18 protein-coding genes and 1 CRISPR repeat array are annotated in these 18,792 nt (G+C 71.6%); of the genes, 9 read left to right on the top strand and 9 right to left on the bottom strand.

Annotated elements, in window-relative coordinates:
- Window positions 1-170: 170 nt before the first annotated feature.
- The gene (locus SCA03_RS21420; protein ID WP_141275574.1) at window positions 171-1,514 is read left to right on the top strand and encodes a type III PLP-dependent enzyme domain-containing protein; all 1,344 of its coding nucleotides are present in this window, start codon (window positions 171-173) and stop codon (window positions 1,512-1,514) included.
- 110 nt (window positions 1,515-1,624) lie between these two features.
- On the opposite strand, the gene SCA03_RS21415 is transcribed toward SCA03_RS21420, so the two are convergent.
- The 5 genes from SCA03_RS21415 to SCA03_RS21395 form a co-directional block, all read right to left on the bottom strand.
- Window positions 1,625-1,816, bottom strand: a complete 192-nt coding sequence (locus tag SCA03_RS21415) for a hypothetical protein (protein ID WP_086815172.1) — start codon at window positions 1,814-1,816, stop codon at window positions 1,625-1,627.
- 88 nt (window positions 1,817-1,904) lie between these two features.
- On the bottom strand, window positions 1,905-3,062 hold the full coding sequence (locus SCA03_RS21410; RefSeq protein ID WP_086815173.1) for a methyltransferase domain-containing protein: 1,158 nt from the start codon (window positions 3,060-3,062) through the stop codon (window positions 1,905-1,907).
- Window positions 3,063-3,298: 236 nt separating this feature from the next.
- Window positions 3,299-3,421, bottom strand: a complete 123-nt coding sequence (locus SCA03_RS36845; protein ID WP_268932842.1) for a hypothetical protein — start codon at window positions 3,419-3,421, stop codon at window positions 3,299-3,301.
- Window positions 3,418-3,636, bottom strand: a complete 219-nt coding sequence (locus tag SCA03_RS21405; protein WP_086815174.1) for a hypothetical protein — start codon at window positions 3,634-3,636, stop codon at window positions 3,418-3,420. The genes SCA03_RS36845 and SCA03_RS21405 overlap by 4 nt, the downstream gene beginning before the upstream one ends.
- 733 nt (window positions 3,637-4,369) lie before the next feature.
- On the bottom strand, window positions 4,370-5,599 hold the full coding sequence (locus tag SCA03_RS21395) for a helix-turn-helix domain-containing protein (protein ID WP_086815175.1): 1,230 nt from the start codon (window positions 5,597-5,599) through the stop codon (window positions 4,370-4,372).
- 411 nt (window positions 5,600-6,010) lie between these two features.
- On the opposite strand from SCA03_RS21395, the gene SCA03_RS21390 reads away from it, so the two are divergent.
- A complete protein-coding gene (locus tag SCA03_RS21390) occupies window positions 6,011-6,586 on the top strand; it encodes an HD domain-containing protein (protein ID WP_086815176.1) in 576 nt (191 codons plus the stop codon).
- Window positions 6,587-7,355: 769 nt separating this feature from the next.
- On the top strand, window positions 7,356-7,763 hold the full coding sequence (locus SCA03_RS37305) for a hypothetical protein (protein WP_158102274.1): 408 nt from the start codon (window positions 7,356-7,358) through the stop codon (window positions 7,761-7,763).
- 601 nt (window positions 7,764-8,364) lie between these two features.
- Here the strand turns inward: SCA03_RS37305 and SCA03_RS21370 are convergent.
- The gene (locus SCA03_RS21370) at window positions 8,365-8,643 is read right to left on the bottom strand and encodes a hypothetical protein (protein ID WP_086815178.1); all 279 of its coding nucleotides are present in this window, start codon (window positions 8,641-8,643) and stop codon (window positions 8,365-8,367) included.
- Between the two features lie 458 nt (window positions 8,644-9,101).
- Here SCA03_RS21370 and SCA03_RS21360 point away from each other — a divergent pair, with 458 nt between their 5' ends.
- From SCA03_RS21360 to SCA03_RS21345, 4 genes are all read left to right on the top strand, one after another.
- The gene (locus SCA03_RS21360; protein ID WP_086815180.1) at window positions 9,102-9,851 is read left to right on the top strand and encodes a DUF6879 family protein; all 750 of its coding nucleotides are present in this window, start codon (window positions 9,102-9,104) and stop codon (window positions 9,849-9,851) included.
- Window positions 9,852-9,863: 12 nt separating this feature from the next.
- Window positions 9,864-10,715 carry a helix-turn-helix domain-containing protein gene (locus tag SCA03_RS21355; protein WP_086815181.1) on the top strand — a complete coding sequence of 284 codons (852 nt, stop codon included), beginning with the start codon at window positions 9,864-9,866 and terminating at the stop codon, window positions 10,713-10,715.
- A gap of 281 nt (window positions 10,716-10,996) precedes the next feature.
- Window positions 10,997-11,329: a CRISPR direct-repeat array (repeat unit 28 nt; unit sequence GTGCTCCCCGCACGCGCGGGGATGGTCC).
- A gap of 855 nt (window positions 11,330-12,184) precedes the next feature.
- On the top strand, window positions 12,185-12,889 hold the full coding sequence (locus tag SCA03_RS21350; RefSeq protein ID WP_030889171.1) for a type 1 glutamine amidotransferase domain-containing protein: 705 nt from the start codon (window positions 12,185-12,187) through the stop codon (window positions 12,887-12,889).
- A 141-nt stretch (window positions 12,890-13,030) separates the two neighbouring features.
- Window positions 13,031-13,504: a carboxymuconolactone decarboxylase family protein gene (locus SCA03_RS21345; protein ID WP_030889174.1), complete on the top strand. Its 474-nt coding sequence runs from the start codon at window positions 13,031-13,033 to the stop codon at window positions 13,502-13,504.
- A 91-nt stretch (window positions 13,505-13,595) separates the two neighbouring features.
- Here the strand turns inward: SCA03_RS21345 and SCA03_RS21340 are convergent, their stop codons facing one another.
- The gene (locus tag SCA03_RS21340) at window positions 13,596-14,189 is read right to left on the bottom strand and encodes a TetR/AcrR family transcriptional regulator (protein WP_030892532.1); all 594 of its coding nucleotides are present in this window, start codon (window positions 14,187-14,189) and stop codon (window positions 13,596-13,598) included.
- 104 nt (window positions 14,190-14,293) lie between these two features.
- Between SCA03_RS21340 and SCA03_RS21335 the strand changes: the two genes are divergently transcribed.
- Window positions 14,294-15,001 carry a nitroreductase gene (locus SCA03_RS21335; RefSeq protein WP_086815182.1) on the top strand — a complete coding sequence of 236 codons (708 nt, stop codon included), beginning with the start codon at window positions 14,294-14,296 and terminating at the stop codon, window positions 14,999-15,001.
- 46 nt (window positions 15,002-15,047) lie between these two features.
- On the opposite strand, the gene SCA03_RS21330 is transcribed toward SCA03_RS21335, so the two are convergent.
- Window positions 15,048-15,446: a VOC family protein gene (locus SCA03_RS21330; RefSeq protein WP_030889181.1), complete on the bottom strand. Its 399-nt coding sequence runs from the start codon at window positions 15,444-15,446 to the stop codon at window positions 15,048-15,050.
- Between the two features lie 92 nt (window positions 15,447-15,538).
- Between SCA03_RS21330 and SCA03_RS21325 the strand changes: the two genes are divergently transcribed.
- Window positions 15,539-16,573: a helix-turn-helix transcriptional regulator gene (locus tag SCA03_RS21325; RefSeq protein ID WP_030892526.1), complete on the top strand. Its 1,035-nt coding sequence runs from the start codon at window positions 15,539-15,541 to the stop codon at window positions 16,571-16,573.
- 31 nt (window positions 16,574-16,604) lie between these two features.
- Here SCA03_RS21325 and SCA03_RS21320 read toward each other — a convergent pair whose 3' ends face one another.
- Window positions 16,605-18,050, bottom strand: coding sequence for a sugar porter family MFS transporter (locus tag SCA03_RS21320; protein ID WP_030889184.1), 1,446 nt, complete (start codon window positions 18,048-18,050; stop codon window positions 16,605-16,607).
- Window positions 18,051-18,792: the final 742 nt, after the last annotated feature.

Genomic DNA, 18,792 nt, shown 5'->3' with positions numbered 1-18,792 from the left:
CGCGGACACCCCCGGGGCCCGGAGAATCCGGACGGCCCTGAGCTGTCGGGCCACCGGGGTCCGGTCCCGGAACACCGGAACCGCCGTGCAACGACTTATTCACCTACCTTATTCACTGAATATTCCTAGTCAACGGTGCCCGCCTCCGCCGCCCGTGCTTGGCTGAAGACATGAACGCCGCACACCGCCGCGATCTGGCCGTCCGCGCCGCCGTCGGCCGCGGCCTCCTCGACGGCGCGACGGCCCCCGTGGCCGGGCTGCTCGACGTCACCGCCGTCCGCGAGGCCGCCCGCGCCCTGCACGCCGCCTTCGCCGCCGTCGCCGCACCCGGGACACCCGTCCTGCACACCTTCGCCGTCAAGGCGTGCTCACTCGTCCCCGTCCTGCGGCTCCTCGCCGACGAAGGGCTCGGCTGCGAGGCCGCCAGCCCCGGCGAACTCGCCCTCGCCCGCGCCGCCGGCGTCCCCGCCGACCGCACCGTGCTCGACTCCCCCGCCAAGACCCGCGCCGAACTGGCCGAAGCCCTCACCTCCGGCATCGCCCTCAACGCCGACAACCCGGCCGAACTCGCCCGCCTCGACGCCCTCGTGGCCCGCGCCGGAGCGCCCCCGCCGCCGCTCGGGCTGCGCGTCAACCCCCAGCTCGGCGCGGGCAGCATCGGCGCCATGAGCACGGCGACCGCCACCTCCAAGTTCGGCTTCCCACTGCGCGACGCGGGTGCCCGGGACGCCGTCGTCCAGGCGTACCGGGACCGCCCCTGGCTCACCCGGCTGCACGCACACGTCGGCTCCCAGGGCATCCCGCCCGAGCTGATGGCCCGCGGCGCCGCCGCCGTCCTCGACCTCGCCGAAGAGATCAACGCCGCCGTCGGCCACACCCGGATCGACACCCTCGACCTCGGCGGCGGACTCCCCGTCAACTTCGCCTCCGACGAGACCGAGCCCACCTACGCCGACTACGCCCGGCTCCTCGCCGACACCGCCCCCGGCCTCTTCTCCGGCGCCTACGGGCTCGTCACCGAATTCGGCCGCTCCCTGCTGGCCAAGGCGGGCACCGTGCTGGCCCGCGTCGAATACACCAAGACCGCCGGCGGCCGGCGCATCGCCGTCACCCACGCCGGCGCCCAGCTCGCCGTCCGCACCGTCCTCACCCCCGACGCCTGGCCGCTGCGCGTCGCCGCCTACGACGCCGAGGGCCGGCCCAAGCGGGACGACTCCCCCGTCGCCCAGGACGTCGCCGGCCCCTGCTGCTTCGCCGGTGACCTCGTCGCCCGCGAGCGCCCCCTCCCGCCCCTGGAGGAAGGCGACCACACCGCCCTCCTGGACACCGGCGCCTACTACTTCTCCACCCCCTACGCCTACAACTCCCTCCCCCGCCCCGCGGTCCACGCCTACACGACCACGGGCCCCACCCCGACCGACGTCCGCTTCACCACCATCCGCGAACCCCAGACCCTGGCCTCCCTCGTCCACGAATCCGCCGGCGAACTACGGGACGCACTCAGGGGGTTGTGATTCTTTTCCTCCCTCCCCCCGGCCCTGGCGTGGTCGGGCGTCACCACTCGCGATGGACCGCGCACAGACGACGCCCCCAGCGGCCGCACTGCTCGGGCGTCCTGGGTACGTCACCGGTTCGCCTCGCGGACGCAGTCGAGGCAGACCCATCCGGCGCGTGCGATGAGCTTCGTGCGCTCGGGCGGGTGCTGGTCGCATCCGTGGGAGGGCCCGGAGCGGTCCGGCAGGTCCCGCTTGATGAGCATGCCGATCCGCTGAAGGTTGCTCAGCGGCTCGCCCGAGAAGGGCCCCGGTTCACTCATCACCGTCCTGCTCCTCTTCGATCTCCCCGACGGTCTCTTCCTCCTCCCCGAAAAACGCCGTACCCGTCGACCTCGTCGCTCATGGGGATCACCTCGTCTCGACCTTGTGGTGCCACCGGCCGCGGGCGAGGACGGTCGTCCCGTCGGGCCGGACGATGACACGGGCGCCCCGGACGGGCAGTTCGCCGTGTGTGAGCCAGTAGGCGCGGCACTCGTCGAGGAGGTCCCACAGGCGGCGCGGGCCGCTCTGGTGGACGGTGGGCCGCTGGTCGCCGGCCGCGGTGGCGCGCGCCCAGGAGCCGTCCGGATGCGCCATGAGGGCGGTGCGCCGGCCGTCGTCGTCCTCGCGGTAGGCGTGCTCGACCCCGGGGGCCTTGAGGGCGACCATGCAGGCGAGATCCCATGCGTTCTCGACATCGACGACGGGGTACGGGCCGAGCGACACGTCCTCGCCGTCACCGACGGCCGCTTCGGCCAGGACCGTGCCGGCGCCGGGCGGGTGGTTCGGGCCGTGCCGGGCCGGCATGAACCCGGCGCGGTCCCACGCGACGCGGCCGAGGGCTCCGCCGTCGTCGGTGCGTTCGGCAGTGACGAGCAGCGAGGTTCCTGCGAGGACGGTGACGAGGCGTCCGCCGACGCACAGGGCGTCGAGCCAGGAAGGGGGAATCGGCGGGCCCACGGCGACGGTGGCGACGAGGCGGTCGACGGATCCCGGGTCGACCGGCAGGGGGCCGGTCGCGTCGGCGTGCGCGACCCGTGGTGTGAGCCCGACCGTCTCCAGGCGTGTCCGGGCGGCGTCGACCAGGTACGGGTCGACATCGAGGCTCACGACCTGTCGGGAGGTGAGGCGTCGGGCGAGGAGTGCGGTGCCGTATCCGCTGCCGGTGCCCACGTCGCACACGGTGTCGGCGTCGTCGATGAGGGCGTGCTGGTACATGCGCACCAGCAGGCTCGGCAGGGTGGCCGAGGAGGTCGGCCGGCCTTCCGGTGGGCGGGCGTCGTCGGCTGCGTCGTCCGCGTGCAGGCGGCCGACACGGGTCACCAGGGACGTGTCGGAGTACGCCTCCCGGAACCAGGAGTCGGGGTCCTCAGCGCCGTCCCGTAGCAGCCATTCGCCGTCGGGACCTCGGCCCCACCAGCGGGGAACGAACACGTGCCGGGGCGTGGTGGCGAGGGGCTCCGCCCACCGGGAATGGCGGTGGGCCGCTCGGTCGGCGAGGGCGGCGGCGTGCGGCTCCCAGGTCATGCCGGGAATCCCGTGGCGAAGCCCGAGCGGAGCGCGTCCGCGATGTCCTCGTACGCAGAGGGGTTGATGGTGGGCATACCTGTCCCTTCAGGAGATGGGGTGCGACCCTGACCCGTCGGTCGCCATGGGGAGGGTCGGTGCCCCGGCCCGGGGCGGCGCGATACGACGGGGCGCCATCGGGCCGGGGCGTCCCGTGTGCGTCGGGGTTCGGGCGGTCTTGCCGACGCAGACGGGAGTCAGAAGGAGATGCTGTGCAGGGCGTGCCGGAGCACGACGCCGAGCCCGAGGCCGATGAGGCAGAGCCAGGCCGGGCCGGCGATCCCGCATGTGGACATGGTCCGCTGCCGCGTCCGGCTCATGGCGTCGTCTTCCCCGGCCGCTCGGTTCCGCGCGAGGTGATCCCGGCCGCGCGGAGTTCCGCCTGGGTGGCGAGGCGCGCCCACTCGGGCGGGCAGTCCCACTCGATGCCGCCGCGCGGGGGCCGCAGCAGCAGGAAGTGGCCGTTGTGGCCCATCACGCGGGCGACTTGGTCGCGGCGCCGATCGACGACGTAGGCGCCGGTTCTGTAGCTCATGGAGATGCCTTTCCGCTGTGCCGTGCGGCGTCGACCGTGACGGGAACACGGGGGCGAGCCGGCCGACGCTCGTCCGCCCCCGTCGGTCACGCAGCGCCGAACGGCTGCAAGCGACTGGTCAACGGTGCCGACGGCACCTGGTGCAACGGCACGGCGGCCACGCTGCGCTCACCGTGGGGACCCGGCCGGGCCGGACGGTGCGGCGCCTCGTCCACGTCCGTCCGCCATCACGGGAAACCCGTACCGTCATGGCGCTCACCGCGAACGCTCTTGCGCTAGAAGGGAAGCGAACTGCTCGCCCCACCGGGCCACTTCGTCACAGGTGAGTACGAGAGACGAGTCGGAGACGCCGCCGTCTGCGTGGTGGACGGTGATCGGGAAGGCAGCCGTACCGGTGGGAGCGTCGTACCGTGCCCCGCCGTTGCCGGGAGTGGCGTGTGTGACCGGCACGGAGACGGGGCGCAGGGTGGTCCCGTCACCTTTCGCGCGCCAGTCGATCCCCCCGCCAGGTGTCCGCAGGTGGTACGACTGCGCGAACTCGCCCGGCAGCCCGACCACGACACCGATGCGGCTGTCGGCAACCAGGTCGAGGGCGAGATCACCGAGACGGGGGCGATAGGCGTCAGCCGCTAACCGGCCGCCGCACAGGGCACGTTGAGGCGCAGTCCGTTCAGCCATGCCCCGAAGCTAGGGGCGTGAAAGACGCCCAATATGAACCGAAGGAATACAGTTGTCAGGCGTCGAGGTGGAACCGGTCCGACATGCGCCGGAGCTTCTCACGGGTTCCTGCTCGTTCGGCGTAGACGAGGCTCCGGAGGGTTGACCGGGCGATGGGGTGGTTCCGGATGAGCTGCGGCGCGGTGCGTTCCGCGGTCTCCAACTCCTTCAGTGCCCTGTCTCGGTTGCCGTCCCACAGCCATGCCCGGCCCAGGTCCATGTGGTAGTGCCCTTGGCGGGAGTTGGGAAGGGAAGCGATGACCTCCGTCGGCGTACGGCGGCTTATGGCCAGAGCCTTGCCGTGCTCGCCCATCTCAATGGCCACGCTCAGGGCATGGATCGAGACGTTTCCGGGGGAGAAGGTCAGCGAATGCCGGTCGTAGACGGGCGGACCCTCGTACCGGCTCACGCGATCGGCCGCGGTCTTCGCGTGTGCGATACGGTCCTCGGCTTCCGCTGAGCGGCCTCCCCGTGCGGCAGAAACGGCGGCTCGGAGCTGGAGCGATCCCCAGGCGCGCACGGAAAGGGGGTCACCGCGGTCGTAGCCCTGCTGCACGCTGCTGATGGCGCGGTCGGCGAGAGCGATGGAGTCGTTCCAGTCCGCGGTGGCCCACATGTCCCATACCCGCATCCAGTCGGCGACTGCGGGCATGACGGAGTCGCCGGACAGGCGGGCAGCCCAGGCGGCCCGCTCGCACGCCATGGCGATCAGCTCCGGATGCCCGAGGGCATGTGCCGCTGTATGGGCGAACTTGCAGCACACGGCGTAGATCGCGAACGCTTCCTCGCGCTCCCGGCCGGTGAAGTTCTCAGCGAGAGCACGGGCCTCGCGGAACAGGTCCGGAAGCACCTGAATGATCGACGTGTTGGCTGCGGCGTCACGGAGACGATGAAGACGCGTTGTCTCCTGCCAGAGCTGCGCGGCGGACCGCGGCGGACCGTCGAATACGGGCGTGAGGTCATAGCGCCGAAGCTCGCGCAGGATCGAGGCTGCGGCTACCTGCCACTGGTTCTCGTCAGGGGAGCTGTTGTACGGGCGACCGATCAAGTCGTTGGGATGGACGTGCAGTTCGGCGGCTACCTGGTTGAGTAGCCCGACTCGGTCCAGCTCGATATGGCCGTGCTCCATCTTCGAGACCCACCCCTGGGAGCGGCCCAGTGCTGCTGCGAGGTCAGCTTGCGGCATCCCAAGACGTAGCCGCGCGCGTCGCACACGCCGGCCGATCTCCTCGGCTTCCTCCAGCATCAGTGAGCCCCCTTGGTGGTGCACCGTCGTACGAGCGGGCAGCAGGACATCCGTGCTCCATCCGTCGGGCAGTTCCTACCCACGACGGTACTCAGGGCCCGGGCCGGTGTGGAGCCGTATTGGGTGGACACCGGCCGTGAATGGTGGCAGCGGGGAGCGCGAGGGCGCAGCGGTACTTACGGCTCCTCTGCTGGTGTGTTGTGTGGCATGTTGGCGGTGGGCGGTGGGGAGGTCACACCGGTCAGCGCGGCCAGGCACGGCAGGGCCATCGGGCTCGCTCCAGCGTGCGGAACCGGGACGTCGGTGCGTTGCACCAGCAGCGCGAGCGATCGGGCCTGCTCGGCGAAGCCCACTTCGACGCAGTGCATTCGGCCTGAAGCCGAACAACTCCCGATCCAGGAAGGTCAGCGCATGTCTGACGCTCAGCACGCCAGGGGGACCGTTGGCTACCTGATGGAGATGGGCGCGCTGAAGCGCGGCAAGCGCTTCAGCTGGTGGATCGCGGGAGTCAAGGACCCGGAGACGATCGCTGAGCACAGCTTCCGCACGGCAGTGATCGGTTCCGTGTTCGCGATGATGGAGGGCGCCGACCCGGGCAGGGTCGCGCTGCTGTGCACCTTCCACGACACGCAGGAGACCCGGGTCGGCGACATTCCGTGGATCGGGCGGCGGTACCTCACGGCGGCGAAGAACGAGGATGTCACCCGCGACCAGGTCGCCGACGCACACCCGAAGGTTGCCGCCGGCATTCAGGCCGTAGTCGACGAGTACGAGACCGGCGACTCGATCGAGGTACTCGTCGCTCACGATGCCGACAAGCTCGAATGCATGATCCAAGGTCTTGAGTACCTGGAGCAGGGCTACCGGAACGCTCGCGAGTGGGTCGACAGCACGCGAGCGAAGCTCAAGACCCCGTCGGCGATTGCCCTTGCTGATGCCGCACAGAACATGTCCTCGGTGGAATGGCAGCGCACCTATCTGCGGTAGGTGACGCGAAGGCGCGGAAAGCTGCTGGTCAAGAAGTATGCTCCCCGCACGCGCGGGGATGGTCCGCTCACCGCGTCGTTCGTGATCTCCAGATCACCATGCTCCCCGCACGCGCGGGGATGGTCCCCAGGCGTCCGGGTCGGTGCGGCACGGCTCGCGATGCTCCCCGCACGCGCGGGGATGGTCCACGGAACGTCTTCCCCGACCCCATCGGGCCGATGTGCTCCCCGCACGCGCGGGGGTGGTCCAGTCGCGATCAGGTTGGCTACCGCCGACCTGATGTGCTCCCCGCACGCGCGGGGGTGGTCCGAGCGAGTTCTACCCGCTGGGCACCGGCGGCCAGTGCTCCCCGCATGCGCGGGGGTGGTCCGGAGAACATGTCGATCCGGGTCTCCCTCACGGTGTGCTCCCCCGCACGCGCGGGGATGGTCCTCCCCCGTTCTGAACACGCCCGGGGCGGCCCCCGTGCTCCCCGCACCCGCGGGGATGGTCCGCTCGCCGCCTCATCCGAGCCGCCGCCGGTCGCGTGCTCCCCGCACGCGCGGGGATGGTCCGTCGAGGCCGAGCGGAAGGCCCGCGAGGGCAAGGTGCCCCGCACGCGCGGGGCTGGACATGACGAAAGTGCCCCCGCCCGGCCATGTGTGGCCGTGCGGGGGCATTGTCAGCGTGTGAAGTCGAGTAGTGCCAGGGCGAGGGCGCCGACACCGGTCAGCGCAGCCAGGGATGGCAGGGGCCAGCGGGCCCGCTCCAGTGTGCGGAGTCGGGACTCGTGGTCGGCGAGACCGTCGCCCCGCTCGACCGCATCGAGCCGTGCGTCCTGCTGGTCGAGGTGCTGCTCGTGCTCGGTGAGCCGCTGCTCGGTCTGGTCGGTGCGCTGTACCAGCAGCGCCAGGGCGCCGTCGGTGCGGGTGAACCCGACTTCGATCGTGCGGCGGATGCGTTCCAGTTCGACGGCGACGGCGGACGGGTCGGACGGGGGTGGGGCGGTGCTCAGGGGGCGGCCTTGGTCTCCTCGTCGACGATGCCGAGGCCGAACCGGTCGAGCAGCCGCTCGACGGGCGGGAGGGCCATGACGCGGGCGAGTCCGCCCGCCACGGACACGACACACGGAAGCACCATTCGCACGGTGCGCCTGGTCGCGTGGGACGCGAGCGGGCTCCGTACCGGGGGATGGTGAGGAACTGGCCGGCGGAGATCCGGTCAGGGTTCGTGATGCCGCCCCGGTCAAGAAGGTGGAGCAGTAGGTCAGTTGGGCACACAGGCCCATCGAAGGCGCCCCGCGTCGCCGTGTGAAGAGCCTGGAGAGCGCCATGACCACCACCGGGGGCGGCCGAACTGCTCCTGGCCCTCAATTCGCTGTTGGCGGGGGCGGGTTGCCGTGCTTGAGGCAGGCGTCCAGCACGTCCCGCAGCACGCGCTCGTGGTCGACCTGGGGTGTCTCATCACTCATGGAGGTCCTGGAGTCGGAGGGGGGAAGGGCACTCGCAGGTGCCCCGGACGACCAGCCACGGAAGACCGTCGCCGGCCGGGGGCTCGGGGGCGATATCGACGGTGACGTGGGGGCGGGTGCGGCAGCGCTCGCACGCGTCTGCCTCAGCTGTGACGATGCGGTGCAGAGCCGCGACCGCCGACTCAACGGGCATCGCTGCGGTGGCACTTCGGGCAGCGGCACGGCGGCCAGGCGGTGCTCGCCGCGGGGCCCGGGACGGGCTGGATGGTGCGGCGGGGCGTCCAGGTGCGCCCGCCGTCGCGGGAGACGCGGAGCGTCATCCGGGGCTTCACCGGGCAGTCCTGAGCGCCGTCCGGCGCACCGCGTCGGCGACCTCGCGGCGCAGTGCTTCGGCATCGTGCGCGAACGCCTCGCGCTCGGCGCCGTTCGCGGGCCGCGACCGGACCGGGTCGGCCGACCATGCATAGCCGGTCGCGCTGACCAGCACGTACCGGCCGTCGCTCGCCACACGCTGCATGCGTCCGACCCACGGCAGTGCGGGCGGTGATGCCACCGCGGTGGCCTCGTCCACCAGCAGGTTTCCCACGGCCGGGGGCCGCGCACTCACGAGACCGCTCCGCCCGGGAGCGGTACCCGTCCACCGGCGACGGCGCCAAGTACGGCCTGGCACGTCAGCTCGCCAGTGCTGTCGCTCCCCTGCTGGATCACGCGGGCCGGTACGGCATCGACTTCCGGCCGTACGCGCCCCGGATCTACGAGAGCGAGTCCCGGTGAGGCATCGGCCCCTGGGTACGGAAGCACTGTGCCCGCTTGATCGAGCGCTTCCCTTTGCGCCTCGACAGCCGAGAAGGGATCGACGTCACGTGACTGCACGGCTGGGTTCATGGACGTGACGGTAGGAACGGTGGGTCGACACCCACCACGCGATGTTCTCCTCTGTTCTCAGAGGCTTGCCGAATGTTCTCGCGTGGTCTCACGTCGGATGCCTTCCGCTGTGGCCCGCAACGCCGAACGTGGCGATGCTGAACGCGGTACGACGGGACCCGAGGCAGCCAGGAGTTGACGATGCGGCGACTGCGATTCAATGGCACCGACAGCAAGAACGGTGGGTGCCCTGCGATCCATGAGGACCTCGACAGCGGTGAGATCATTGTGCAGGGCAAGCCGCTCTCCGCGCCGGACGATCTCGCCCAGCTTGAGCACTTCGGCCTGGGGGATGCTGCGGTAGTCGTCCCCCGCGAACTGCTTGTCCGCCACGGGCCCAAGGAGATCGAGCGCGTGCCGAAAATCATCGGGCTGGAGGAGTTCGGAAGGCTCTTCCAGTCCTTCGAGCACTCGGCCTGGCACCTGGAGACACGACGTGGCTACGCCACGGATCGGGAAGATCCCTCCTACGCCGAGTTCCTGGCGACGGGCACGGTCGCCTGTGACCTCGACAGCGACTGGTGCACCAACATTCGGCGGCAGACGGGCGCAGGCAAGTACGTGGGGCGTGTGCGTGTGGTTGACGACCCGCCCACGGAAGGTCAGTTGTTCCTGCTCAAGTACGCGGAGTGCAACGCGGCGACGGGCGAGGACGCGCGGAATCTGTGGCGTAGGGACGCGACACAGCTTCGGCTGCCCGCAGAGGACTTCTGGCTGTTCGACAGCCGTCTCGTGGCGGTACTCCGGTTCGATGACGAAGACGCCTTCCACGACGTGGAGATCATCACGGAACCGGGCGAGGTACTGCGGTACTGCCAGGTGCGCGACGCCGCAGTGCACGGGTCCATGCTTCACGACGAGTTCGCCGCGCAGATGGGCGGGAAGGGCTAGCGAGCGGCACCGGTGAGCACGGACTTTCAGCAGGCGCGGGAGGCCCTCGGGGCGCGGTTGCGAGAGCTGCGCCTCTCCACTCCTGGGGGCCGTGTCACCGGCCCCGAGCTTGCCCGACGGATCGGCTGGCCGCACTCCAAGATCTACAAGTTGGAGAACGGTCAGCAGACCGCCACCTCGGGCGACCTGCGGGCCTGGGCGGAGGGCGTGGGGCAGCCTGACACCTTCGAGCAACTGGAGTCGCGCCTCAAGGGTTTCGAGTCCCACATCCGGTCGTGGCGGCGACAACTGGCCGCGGGCCACCGGCCTGTGCAGGACAGTTGGAATGCGGAAGTCTCGCGTTCCCAGACCATCCGGGTATGGGAGGAGTCCGTGGTTCCGGGCATGCTCCAGACTGCCGACTACGCGCGGCACATGTTCTTGCGGTACGCCGACCTCCAAGGCACCGTCCGCGATACCGATGACGCCGTCCGTGCGCGGATGAAGCGCCAGGAGTGGCTGTATCAGGGAGGCAGGAGGCTTCACGCCTTGATGTGGGAGGCGGCCCTCCGTGCTCTGATCTGCCCGCCGTCCGTTCTCGTCGCTCAGCTGGATCGTCTTACCGGTCTGATCGGGATGGATACCGTCGAGCTGGGAGTCATCCCGTTCGGCGCCTCGCTGAAGATCCCTGCCGCCAACGGGTTCTGGATATTCGACGAACGGCTTGTGATCGCGGAGGACTGGCATGCCGAGTTGCGGCTCGACGACGCCGACAGCATCGCCACCTACTCGCGCGTCTGGCGCACTCTGCGGGAATCCGCCGTGTACGGCGCCGACGCACACAACGTGATCAATACGGCACGGCGGGAACTGAACGCCCGCTGAAGGGTCTTCGGCTGGCGGGACGGCGGCGCGCTGACCGAAGGGCCGAGCCCTCAACAGGCCGACCACGCCCACCGCTACCTGTACGAACGCCACCAGCACGGCCCACCGCGCCCACCGCTCCGCCTGCTCCACTACTGCCTCCTCGGTCGTTGGCAGGACCGTACGCAGGACTGGCTGTCGGGCGTCGTGAGTTGTCCACAGGCGGGCAGGTAAGTCGTACCGGCAGCGGCGAGGTGATGCTGAATACGCCATTCCGCGAGTAACGTCGCTGGTCAGGAAGTGTGCTCCCCGCACGCGCGGGGATGGTCCGATCGCTGCACGGCTGAAGATTTCGCTCGGGGCGTGCTCCCCGCACGCGCGGGGATGGTCCTCCCTCCGCACCGAGGAGACGTGATGTCCGTCAGTGCTCCCCGCACGCGCGGGGATGGTCCTGTGCACAGGTGTCTCCCACGGATAGAGCGGTCGTGCTCCCCGCACGCGCGGGGATGGTCCGGTCGACGGGTACCGCCTCGTCTGCTTCGCCCGGTGCTCCCCGCACGCGCGGGGATGGTCCGCCCAGCAGGAGAAAGGAAGCAGATGCCCCGATGTGCTCCCCGCACGCGCGGGGGTGGTCCAGCGCGCAACCCCCCCTGCGGGGGTTCGGCATTGTGCTCCCAGCACGCGCGGGGTGGTCCGAAGAAGAGGATGAGAGAGGCGCCGAGTCCGGTGTGCTCCCCGCACGCGCGGGGGTGGTCCGGCGGCGATCGAGCCGTATGGCATCGCGGACTCGTGCTCCCCGCACCCGCGGGGCTGGACATGCCGAAATCGCCCCCGCCCGGCCAGGTGCGCCCGGCCACGTGCGCCCGGGCAGGGGCATTCAGCCAGCGAAGCCGAGTAGTCCCAAGGCGAAGGCGCTCCCAGCGAGGGCACGAGGCAGGGCGCGGTATGCGGATGCTCGCCGCGCCGGGGGCGGAGGGGAGACGGCGCCGACCCGCACCCACAAGGCCGTCTCCCGCCGCGTCCCCCCTCGGCTGAGCGGAGCGCCGGGCAGGGGCGCGTCCAGCCGAGGCGGCACACCCGGCAGGAGCCTCATCCCCGCCGGGGCGGCATACCCGGCAAGAACCCGTCCCAGGCGCGCGACACACCCGGCAGGAGCCCCATCCCAGGCGCGCGGCATACCCAGCAGGAGCCCCATCCCAGGCGGGCGAGCAAAACCCGGCAAGAGCCTCATCCCAGGCGCGCGGCACACCCAGCAGGAGCCCCATCCCAGGCGAGCGGCAGAACCCGGCAGGAGCCTCACCCCAGGTGGGCGGCATGCCTCGCAGGGGGTGCGTTGGTGGTGGTTCGCGGCGCCTTTTACGGTCGGAGTGAGGCGTGTCGGCGGCCCGTGCGCGGAGCGTCGGCGCGTGGTTCCGGACCGCGCCCGGCGGGGCCGTGCGGTGGCCCGGAGCCGGTCCGTACCCCCGAGGAACGCCCGGAGATGAGCCCCCATGGCAAAGATCCTGTACGTGGTGACCGGCGCCGATCACTGGACGCTGGCCGACGGCACCCTGCACCCCACGGGGGTGTGGGCCGAGGAGGCGGCCGCACCGTACGAGGCGTTCAAGGCCGCGGGGCACGAGATCGCCGTGGCCACGCCGGGCGGTGTGGTGCCGACCGTGGACGCGGGCAGTCTGGAGCCGGCGGCCAACGGCGGGCAGGAGGGCGCCGACCGGGTGGCCAAGCTGCTGGCGGCCTTCACCGAACTCCAGCACCCGATGCGGCTGTCCGACGTCCCGCTGGACTCGCTCACCGAGTACGGCGCGATCTTCTACCCGGGCGGGCACGGGCCCATGGAGGACCTCGCCGGCGACCGGGACTCCGCCGCCCTGCTGCTGCGCGCCCTGGACGAGGGCATCCCGCTCGGCGTCGTCTGCCACGCGCCGGCGGCCCTGCTCGCCGCCGTCCGCGACGACGGCCGGCACGCCTTCTCCGGCTACCGGCTGACGGCGTTCACCAACGCCGAGGAGGCCCAGGCGGGCTTCGCGAACAAGGCGAAGTGGCTGCTCCAGGACCGGCTGACGGCGATGGGGGCGCGCTTCCAGGAGAAGGAGCCGTGGGCCCCGCACGTGGTGACGGACCGGACGCTGGTCACCGGGCAGAACCCGGCCTCGTCCGCGCCGCTGGCGGTGGAGCTGCTGAAGAAGATGGGCTGACGCGTCCGGCCGGGGCCTTCCCTGGGGCGTCCCGGGGGCATGTCACATCCGGGCGGTGCCGATCCGTCGTAGCTGTGCAAGGACGGACAGGTGTGCGCGTCCCGGCCGGGGCGCGGCACCGACACAGCCAAGGAGCCCACCATGGAAGCCCGACTGAACCTCTTCGGCCAGCCGCTCACCGGGACGTTTCTCAAGCATCTCAACGCCGCCGGCAAGGCGCTCGCGGACTCGGGGCTGCCGGCCGCCACCCAGGAGCTGGTGAAGCTCCGCGCCAGCCAGATCAACGGCTGCGGCTTCTGCACGGACATGCACGCCAAGGACGCCGCCGAGGCCGGTGAGACGGCGCTCCGGCTCAACCTGGTGGCGGCCTGGCGGGAGGCGACGGTCTTCACCGAGGCCGAGCGCGCCGCGCTGGAGCTGACCGAGCAGGGCACGCGGATCGCGGACGCGGCGGGCGGTGTCCCGGACGAGGTCTGGGCGCGGGCCGCCGAGCACTACGACGAGGAGCAGCTCACCGCGCTGGTGCTGCTCATCGGCTTCATCAACTTCTACAACCGGGTGAACGTCGCCGTCCGGCAGCCCGCGGGAAGCTACCGGCCCGGCCAGTTCGCCTGAGCCGGGGCGCGACCGGCGCCCCGGCTGCCCCGCGTTCCGCGGCGGGCGGGGCGCCGTCGGGTGTGCAGCGGGCGGGAGCCGTACCGGCCGATCAGTCCGTGTCCGGCAGGGCGTTGTCCAGGAGGATCTCCGCCGCCGCCCGCGCGTGCCGCCCGTAGTCCGCCTCACCCAGCACCATGGCGCGGCTGGCGGCCCCGTCGGCGAGGGTGACGAGCTGTTCGGCGAGTGCGGCGGGCTCGCGGCAGCCGAGTTCCGTGACGAGCGCGGTGACCAGCCGCACCATCAGCAGCTTCTGCTCGCGGGCGTAGGAGTGGACCGCGCTCTCGGGGTCGGGGAACTCCGCCGCTGCGTCGATGAACGGGCATCCGCGCACCGGGGCCGCGTCCGCCGGGAGCGGCGCGAACAGCGCGAGGACGCGTTCCCTGGCGGGGATGTCCTCGCGGGTCAGCACGCTGCCCAGGGTGTGGCCGGCCGAGGCGAGGTCGTGCAGATGGGCGACGACCAGCTCGCTCTTGGTGCGGAAGTGCGCGTAGAGGGTGCGCTTGGACACGGGTGCCTGTTCGGCGACCTGTTCCATGCCGGTCGCGTTGATCCCCTGGGCCGCGAACAGCTGGGCGGCGGCGGCCAGGATGCGTTCGCGCCCGCCGCGCCCCTGCCGCCGGGGCGCCGTCGTCACCGTACTCATACCGGGAAGTATACGCCTCCGTTTACTTCGGAAGCCATGGCTTGCTACGGTCGTCCCGCAGGTAAACGATTCCGTTTACATCGGTGCTTCCCGAGGAGACTTCCATGAGCACACCGGTACTCACCGGGCCGAACGGCCGCGCGGAGCTGAGCCGCTACGCGGAGCAGCTGATACGCGGGCGGCACGCCACCCGGGCCTTCCGCCCCGAGGCCGTGCCCGAGGAGACGATCCGCGCGATCTTCTCCCTGGCCGGCGCGGCGCCGTCCAACTCCAACGCGCAGCCCTGGCGGGTCGAGGTGGCCGGCGGCGCACGGCGCGCACGCCTGGCGGACGCCCTCCAGGAGGCGCACGCCGCACAGCGCCTCTCGGCCGACTTCCCGTACTCCGAGGACATGTACGCGCCCGTCCACCAGGAGCGGCGTGCGGCGTTCGGCGCCGGTCTGTACGGCGCGCTCGGCATCGGCCCCGGCGACCACGCGGCCCGCGCCGCCTACGACGCGGAGAGTCTGCGCTTCTACGGGGCGCCGCACGCCGCGTTCCTGTTCGTCACCGGCGACGGCGGCCCGCGGCTGGCCGCCGACGTCGGCGCCTATATGCAGACGCTGCTCCTGGCCATGGCGGCGTACGGCGTGGCCAGCTGCCCGCAGGGCCTGCTCAGCTTCTACGCCGACACCGTCCGGGACGAACTCGGCGTCACCGAGGGCAAGTTGCTCGTCGGCATCTCCTTCGGCTACGCCGACGAGAGCGCGCCGGTCAACCACGTCACGGCCGAGCGGGCCCCTCTCGAAGCGACCACGGCCTTCCACGGCTAGCCGCCCGGAAGCCGTGCGGCCGTGCGGCCGTACGAGCCGCGGGGCGTCAGCGGGCGAACTTCTCCTTGGCCGCCGGGGTGACGGGGGTGAAGAAGTTGACGAGGTTGCCGTCGGGGTCGCGGAAGAGCAGCGACCGGTTGCCCCAGGGCATCGTGGTGGGCTCGTTGACGAAGTCGGTGACGAACCCGGTCAGGTTCCGGTGGACACGGTCCACGTCGTCGACGAGGAACTCGATGATCACGCTGTGGTTGTCCGCCGGGCGGGCGGCGCCGGGGCCGAACACCGAGACGGTGCCGGCGCCGGCGATCGCCAGAGTGGCGCCCGCGGTCCTGAGTTCGGCGAACTCCTCGGTGGCCCACGTCGCTTCCACCCCCGTGGCCCGCTCGTAGAACTCGACGAGGCGGGCCACGTCGCCGGTGATGATGCGGATCGAGACGAACTCCATGGGGATCTCCTTGGTCGTGCTGAGGTGTGCGCCTCGCAGCCTAGGAGAGATAGTGGACAGAACCGGTCCGGTATCCGCGTTAGGCTGCGGACATGTCCCGGCCGACCTCCCGCGTACTGACGCTCCTGGAGCTGTTGCAGTCGGGCGGCACCCGGACCACGGCCGAACTGGCCGACCGGCTCGGCGTCGAGGGGCGCACCGTGCGCCGCTACGTGGACCAGCTCATCGATCTGGACGTCCCCGTGGAATCGGTGCGCGGCCGCTACGGCGGGTACCGGCTCGCCCCCGGGTACCGCCTGCCTCCGCTGATGTTCAGCGACGACGAGGCGCTGGCCGTGCTGCTCGGCCTGGTCGCCGGCCGGCGGGCCGGACCGGCGACGGCACAGCAGACGGCGAACGAGACGGCCTCGGCGAAGATCCGGCGGGTGCTGCCCCGGCACCTCGCCCGCCGGCTCGACACGCTCCGGGAATCCCTCGACTTCACGGAAGCGCCCCGGGAGTTCCCCGCCCCGGACACCGGGGTCCTGCTCACCGTCGCCGACGCGGTGCGCCACCGCCGCCCGGTCGCGATCCGCTACACCGACCGCGACGGGAGGCGCAGCGAACGCACGCTGCACGCGTACGGGATCGTCGCCCATGCGGGCCGCTGGTACGTCACGGGCCGGGACGCCGGGCTCGGCGAGGACCGCACCTTCCGGCTCGACCGCGTCGCGGACGCGCGGACCCTGCCCGGCTCGTTCGAGGCGCCCGAGGGGCCCGCCCCGGCACAGCGCCTGCTGTCGGCGTTCGCCACGGCCGAGTACCGGCACGCGGTGAGTCTGCGGGTCCACGGCACGGTCGAGCAGATCCGGGCCCGTCTGCCCGCCGGCGTCGCGACCCTGGAGGAGATCGACCCCGCGGCGGGCGGGGGCGGGGCGGGCGAGCGCTGGCTGCGGGTCGAACTGCGGGCGGAGCGGCTCGACTGGCTGCCCCCGGTCCTCGCCGCGCTCGACCGCCCGTTCGTCATCGACCGCCCCGACGAACTCCGCGGCCTCGTCACCGCACTCGCCGACCGCCTCGCGGCCTCCGCCGGACGGCCGGACCACCGGTCCGACCCTCCGTACGCCCCCGACGGGCCGACGTCCTGAGAGGGCGGGCACGAGGGGCCCGGCCGGGGCTCTAACCGGCCGGCCGCTCCGGGCGGCGGTAGGTCTCGCCGGTCATGGACTCCAGCTCGCGCTGCTTCGTCTCGGGGATCTTGGTGCGGACGAAGACGAAGGAGGCCAGGGCGAAGAAGGCGAACGCCCCGTACAGCCAGGAGAGGCCGACCCTGTCGGTCATGGGCTCGAAGGAGAAGGTCACGATGAAGTTGAAGATCCAGTTGGAGGCGGTGCCGATGGCCAGGGCCATGGCGCGCATCCGGTTGGGGAACATCTCCGCGAGCATGATCCACATGATCGGGCCCCAGGAGAGGGCGAAGAAGACGACGAACGCGTTGGCGCCGACCAGGGCCATCGGCCCGTAGGGGTCCGGCAGGCTGACATCGCTGCCGCTGCCACGCTGCTGGGAGAAGGCGATGGCGGTGAGCGTCAGCGCGAGGAACATACCGACCGAGCCGATGGTCAGCAGCCGGCGGCGCCCCACGCGGTCGACGAACAGCATCGACACCACGGTCATGACGACGTTGATGCCGGCGGTGATGACGGACGTCGTGAAGGAGTTGGACTCGCTGAAACCGACCGACTTCCACAGCGTCGTCGAGTAGTAGAAGATCGCGTTGATGCCGACGAGCTGCTGGAACGCGGCCATGATGATGCCGACCCAGACCAGCGGGTGCAGCCCGAAGCGGTGACCGCGGATGTCCCGGAAGCTGCTCTTGTGCTCCTTGCGGAGCGTCTCGCGGATCTCGCGGACCTTGGCCTCCGGCTCGGCGACGCCGCTGACCCTGCCCAGCACCTCGGCGGCCTTCTCGTCCTTGCCCTCCAGCACCAGATAGCGGGGCGATTCGGGGATGAGGAACGCGAGCACGCCGTAGACCGCGGCCGGGATGACGCCCACGAGGAACATCCAGCGCCAGGCCGGCATGCCCAGCCACAGATCGTGCGCGGCTCCGCCGGCGGCCCCGGCCAGGCCCTTGTTGGAGCTGAGGACGACGAGCTGGCCGATGGTGATCGCCAGTTGCTGGAGGGAGCCGAGCGCGCCACGGCCGGAGGCGGGTGCGACCTCGGAGATGTAGGCGGGGGCGATCACCGAGGCGATACCGATGCCGAGGCCGCCGATGACGCGCCACAGCAGCAGATCGGGCACCGAGAAGGCGAAGGCGGAACCGGCCGAGCTGACGACGAACATGGCCGAGCCGAGCAGCATCACCCGGCGCCGGCCCCAGCCGTCGGCGAGCCGCCCGGCGTACCAGGCGCCGACGGCGCAGCCGAGCAGGGCGATGGAGACGACGAAGCCGGAGAGGAAGTCGCCGAGGTGGAAGTGACCGCTCAGGGCGTCCACCGCGCCGTTGATGACGGAGGAGTCGAAGCCGAAGAGGAATCCGCCGACCGCGGCCGCGATGGAGATGCCGACGGCCTTGCCGTGGTGGCTGGATGGCTGCGTCGCCGAGCCCGTCTCAACCATGAGGAGCGTCACCTTGCCAAGTTCGGTGTGTGGTTCGTGTCCTCGTCCGTGGGTGCCCCGGAAGGGGTGCCGTACCCCTGGCAGTGTGCGCGGTCCCGGCTCCGGCCGCAGGTCGGCGCACGGGCCCCGGCCGGGCCCCGGCGGGTCGCCCCGCCACCGGACCGCCCCGTTCACCTCGGCGGCGCCCGGCGCGGGAGGGCGGCGGAGCCGGTGCCGGGCTGTTCCGCCGCCGGGGTCTCGCCGAACGGGGAGGGGCAGGCGGCCGCCCCCGACCGGTGCGGCCGACGCGAGGGATCGACCGGCTCGCCCCCGGGCACCGACAACGTTGTCAAGGACAGATCCAACCTAGGGAGGCCGCTCGGGCACCGTCAACCCCCGCCGGTTCCACCGCCGACGGGGCCGCGCGGGCGTGCGCACCCCTCCGGACGCCCGGGCCGCACCACACGGCGGAACCGCATAAAGATGGGACCTTTCTTCGACTCAGCAAGGCCCAACAAGGCGTTGTGCCCGGTCTCTTGACATGCCTTTGACTCGACCCGAAGCTTTCATCCGATGTCCGGGAGGGAGCGAGGGCTGTGAAGCGAGTGCGTGCGGTGTGTGCGGGGGTGGCGCTGATGCTGGCGTTCTGCCTCCTCGGGGCGGGCGGCGCGGCGGCGTCGGGCGCCGGTGCGGGGAGCGGCGCCCCGGCGTCCGGCGGGACGGCCGGTGCCGCGTCCGCCGCCGACGGGGTGCCGCGCGGCAC

It is taken from the genome of Streptomyces cacaoi (assembly GCF_006539165.1).
Lineage (GTDB): Bacteria > Actinomycetota > Actinomycetes > Streptomycetales > Streptomycetaceae > Streptomyces > Streptomyces cacaoi.
This window is presented reverse-complemented; position numbering and strand designations above follow the sequence as displayed.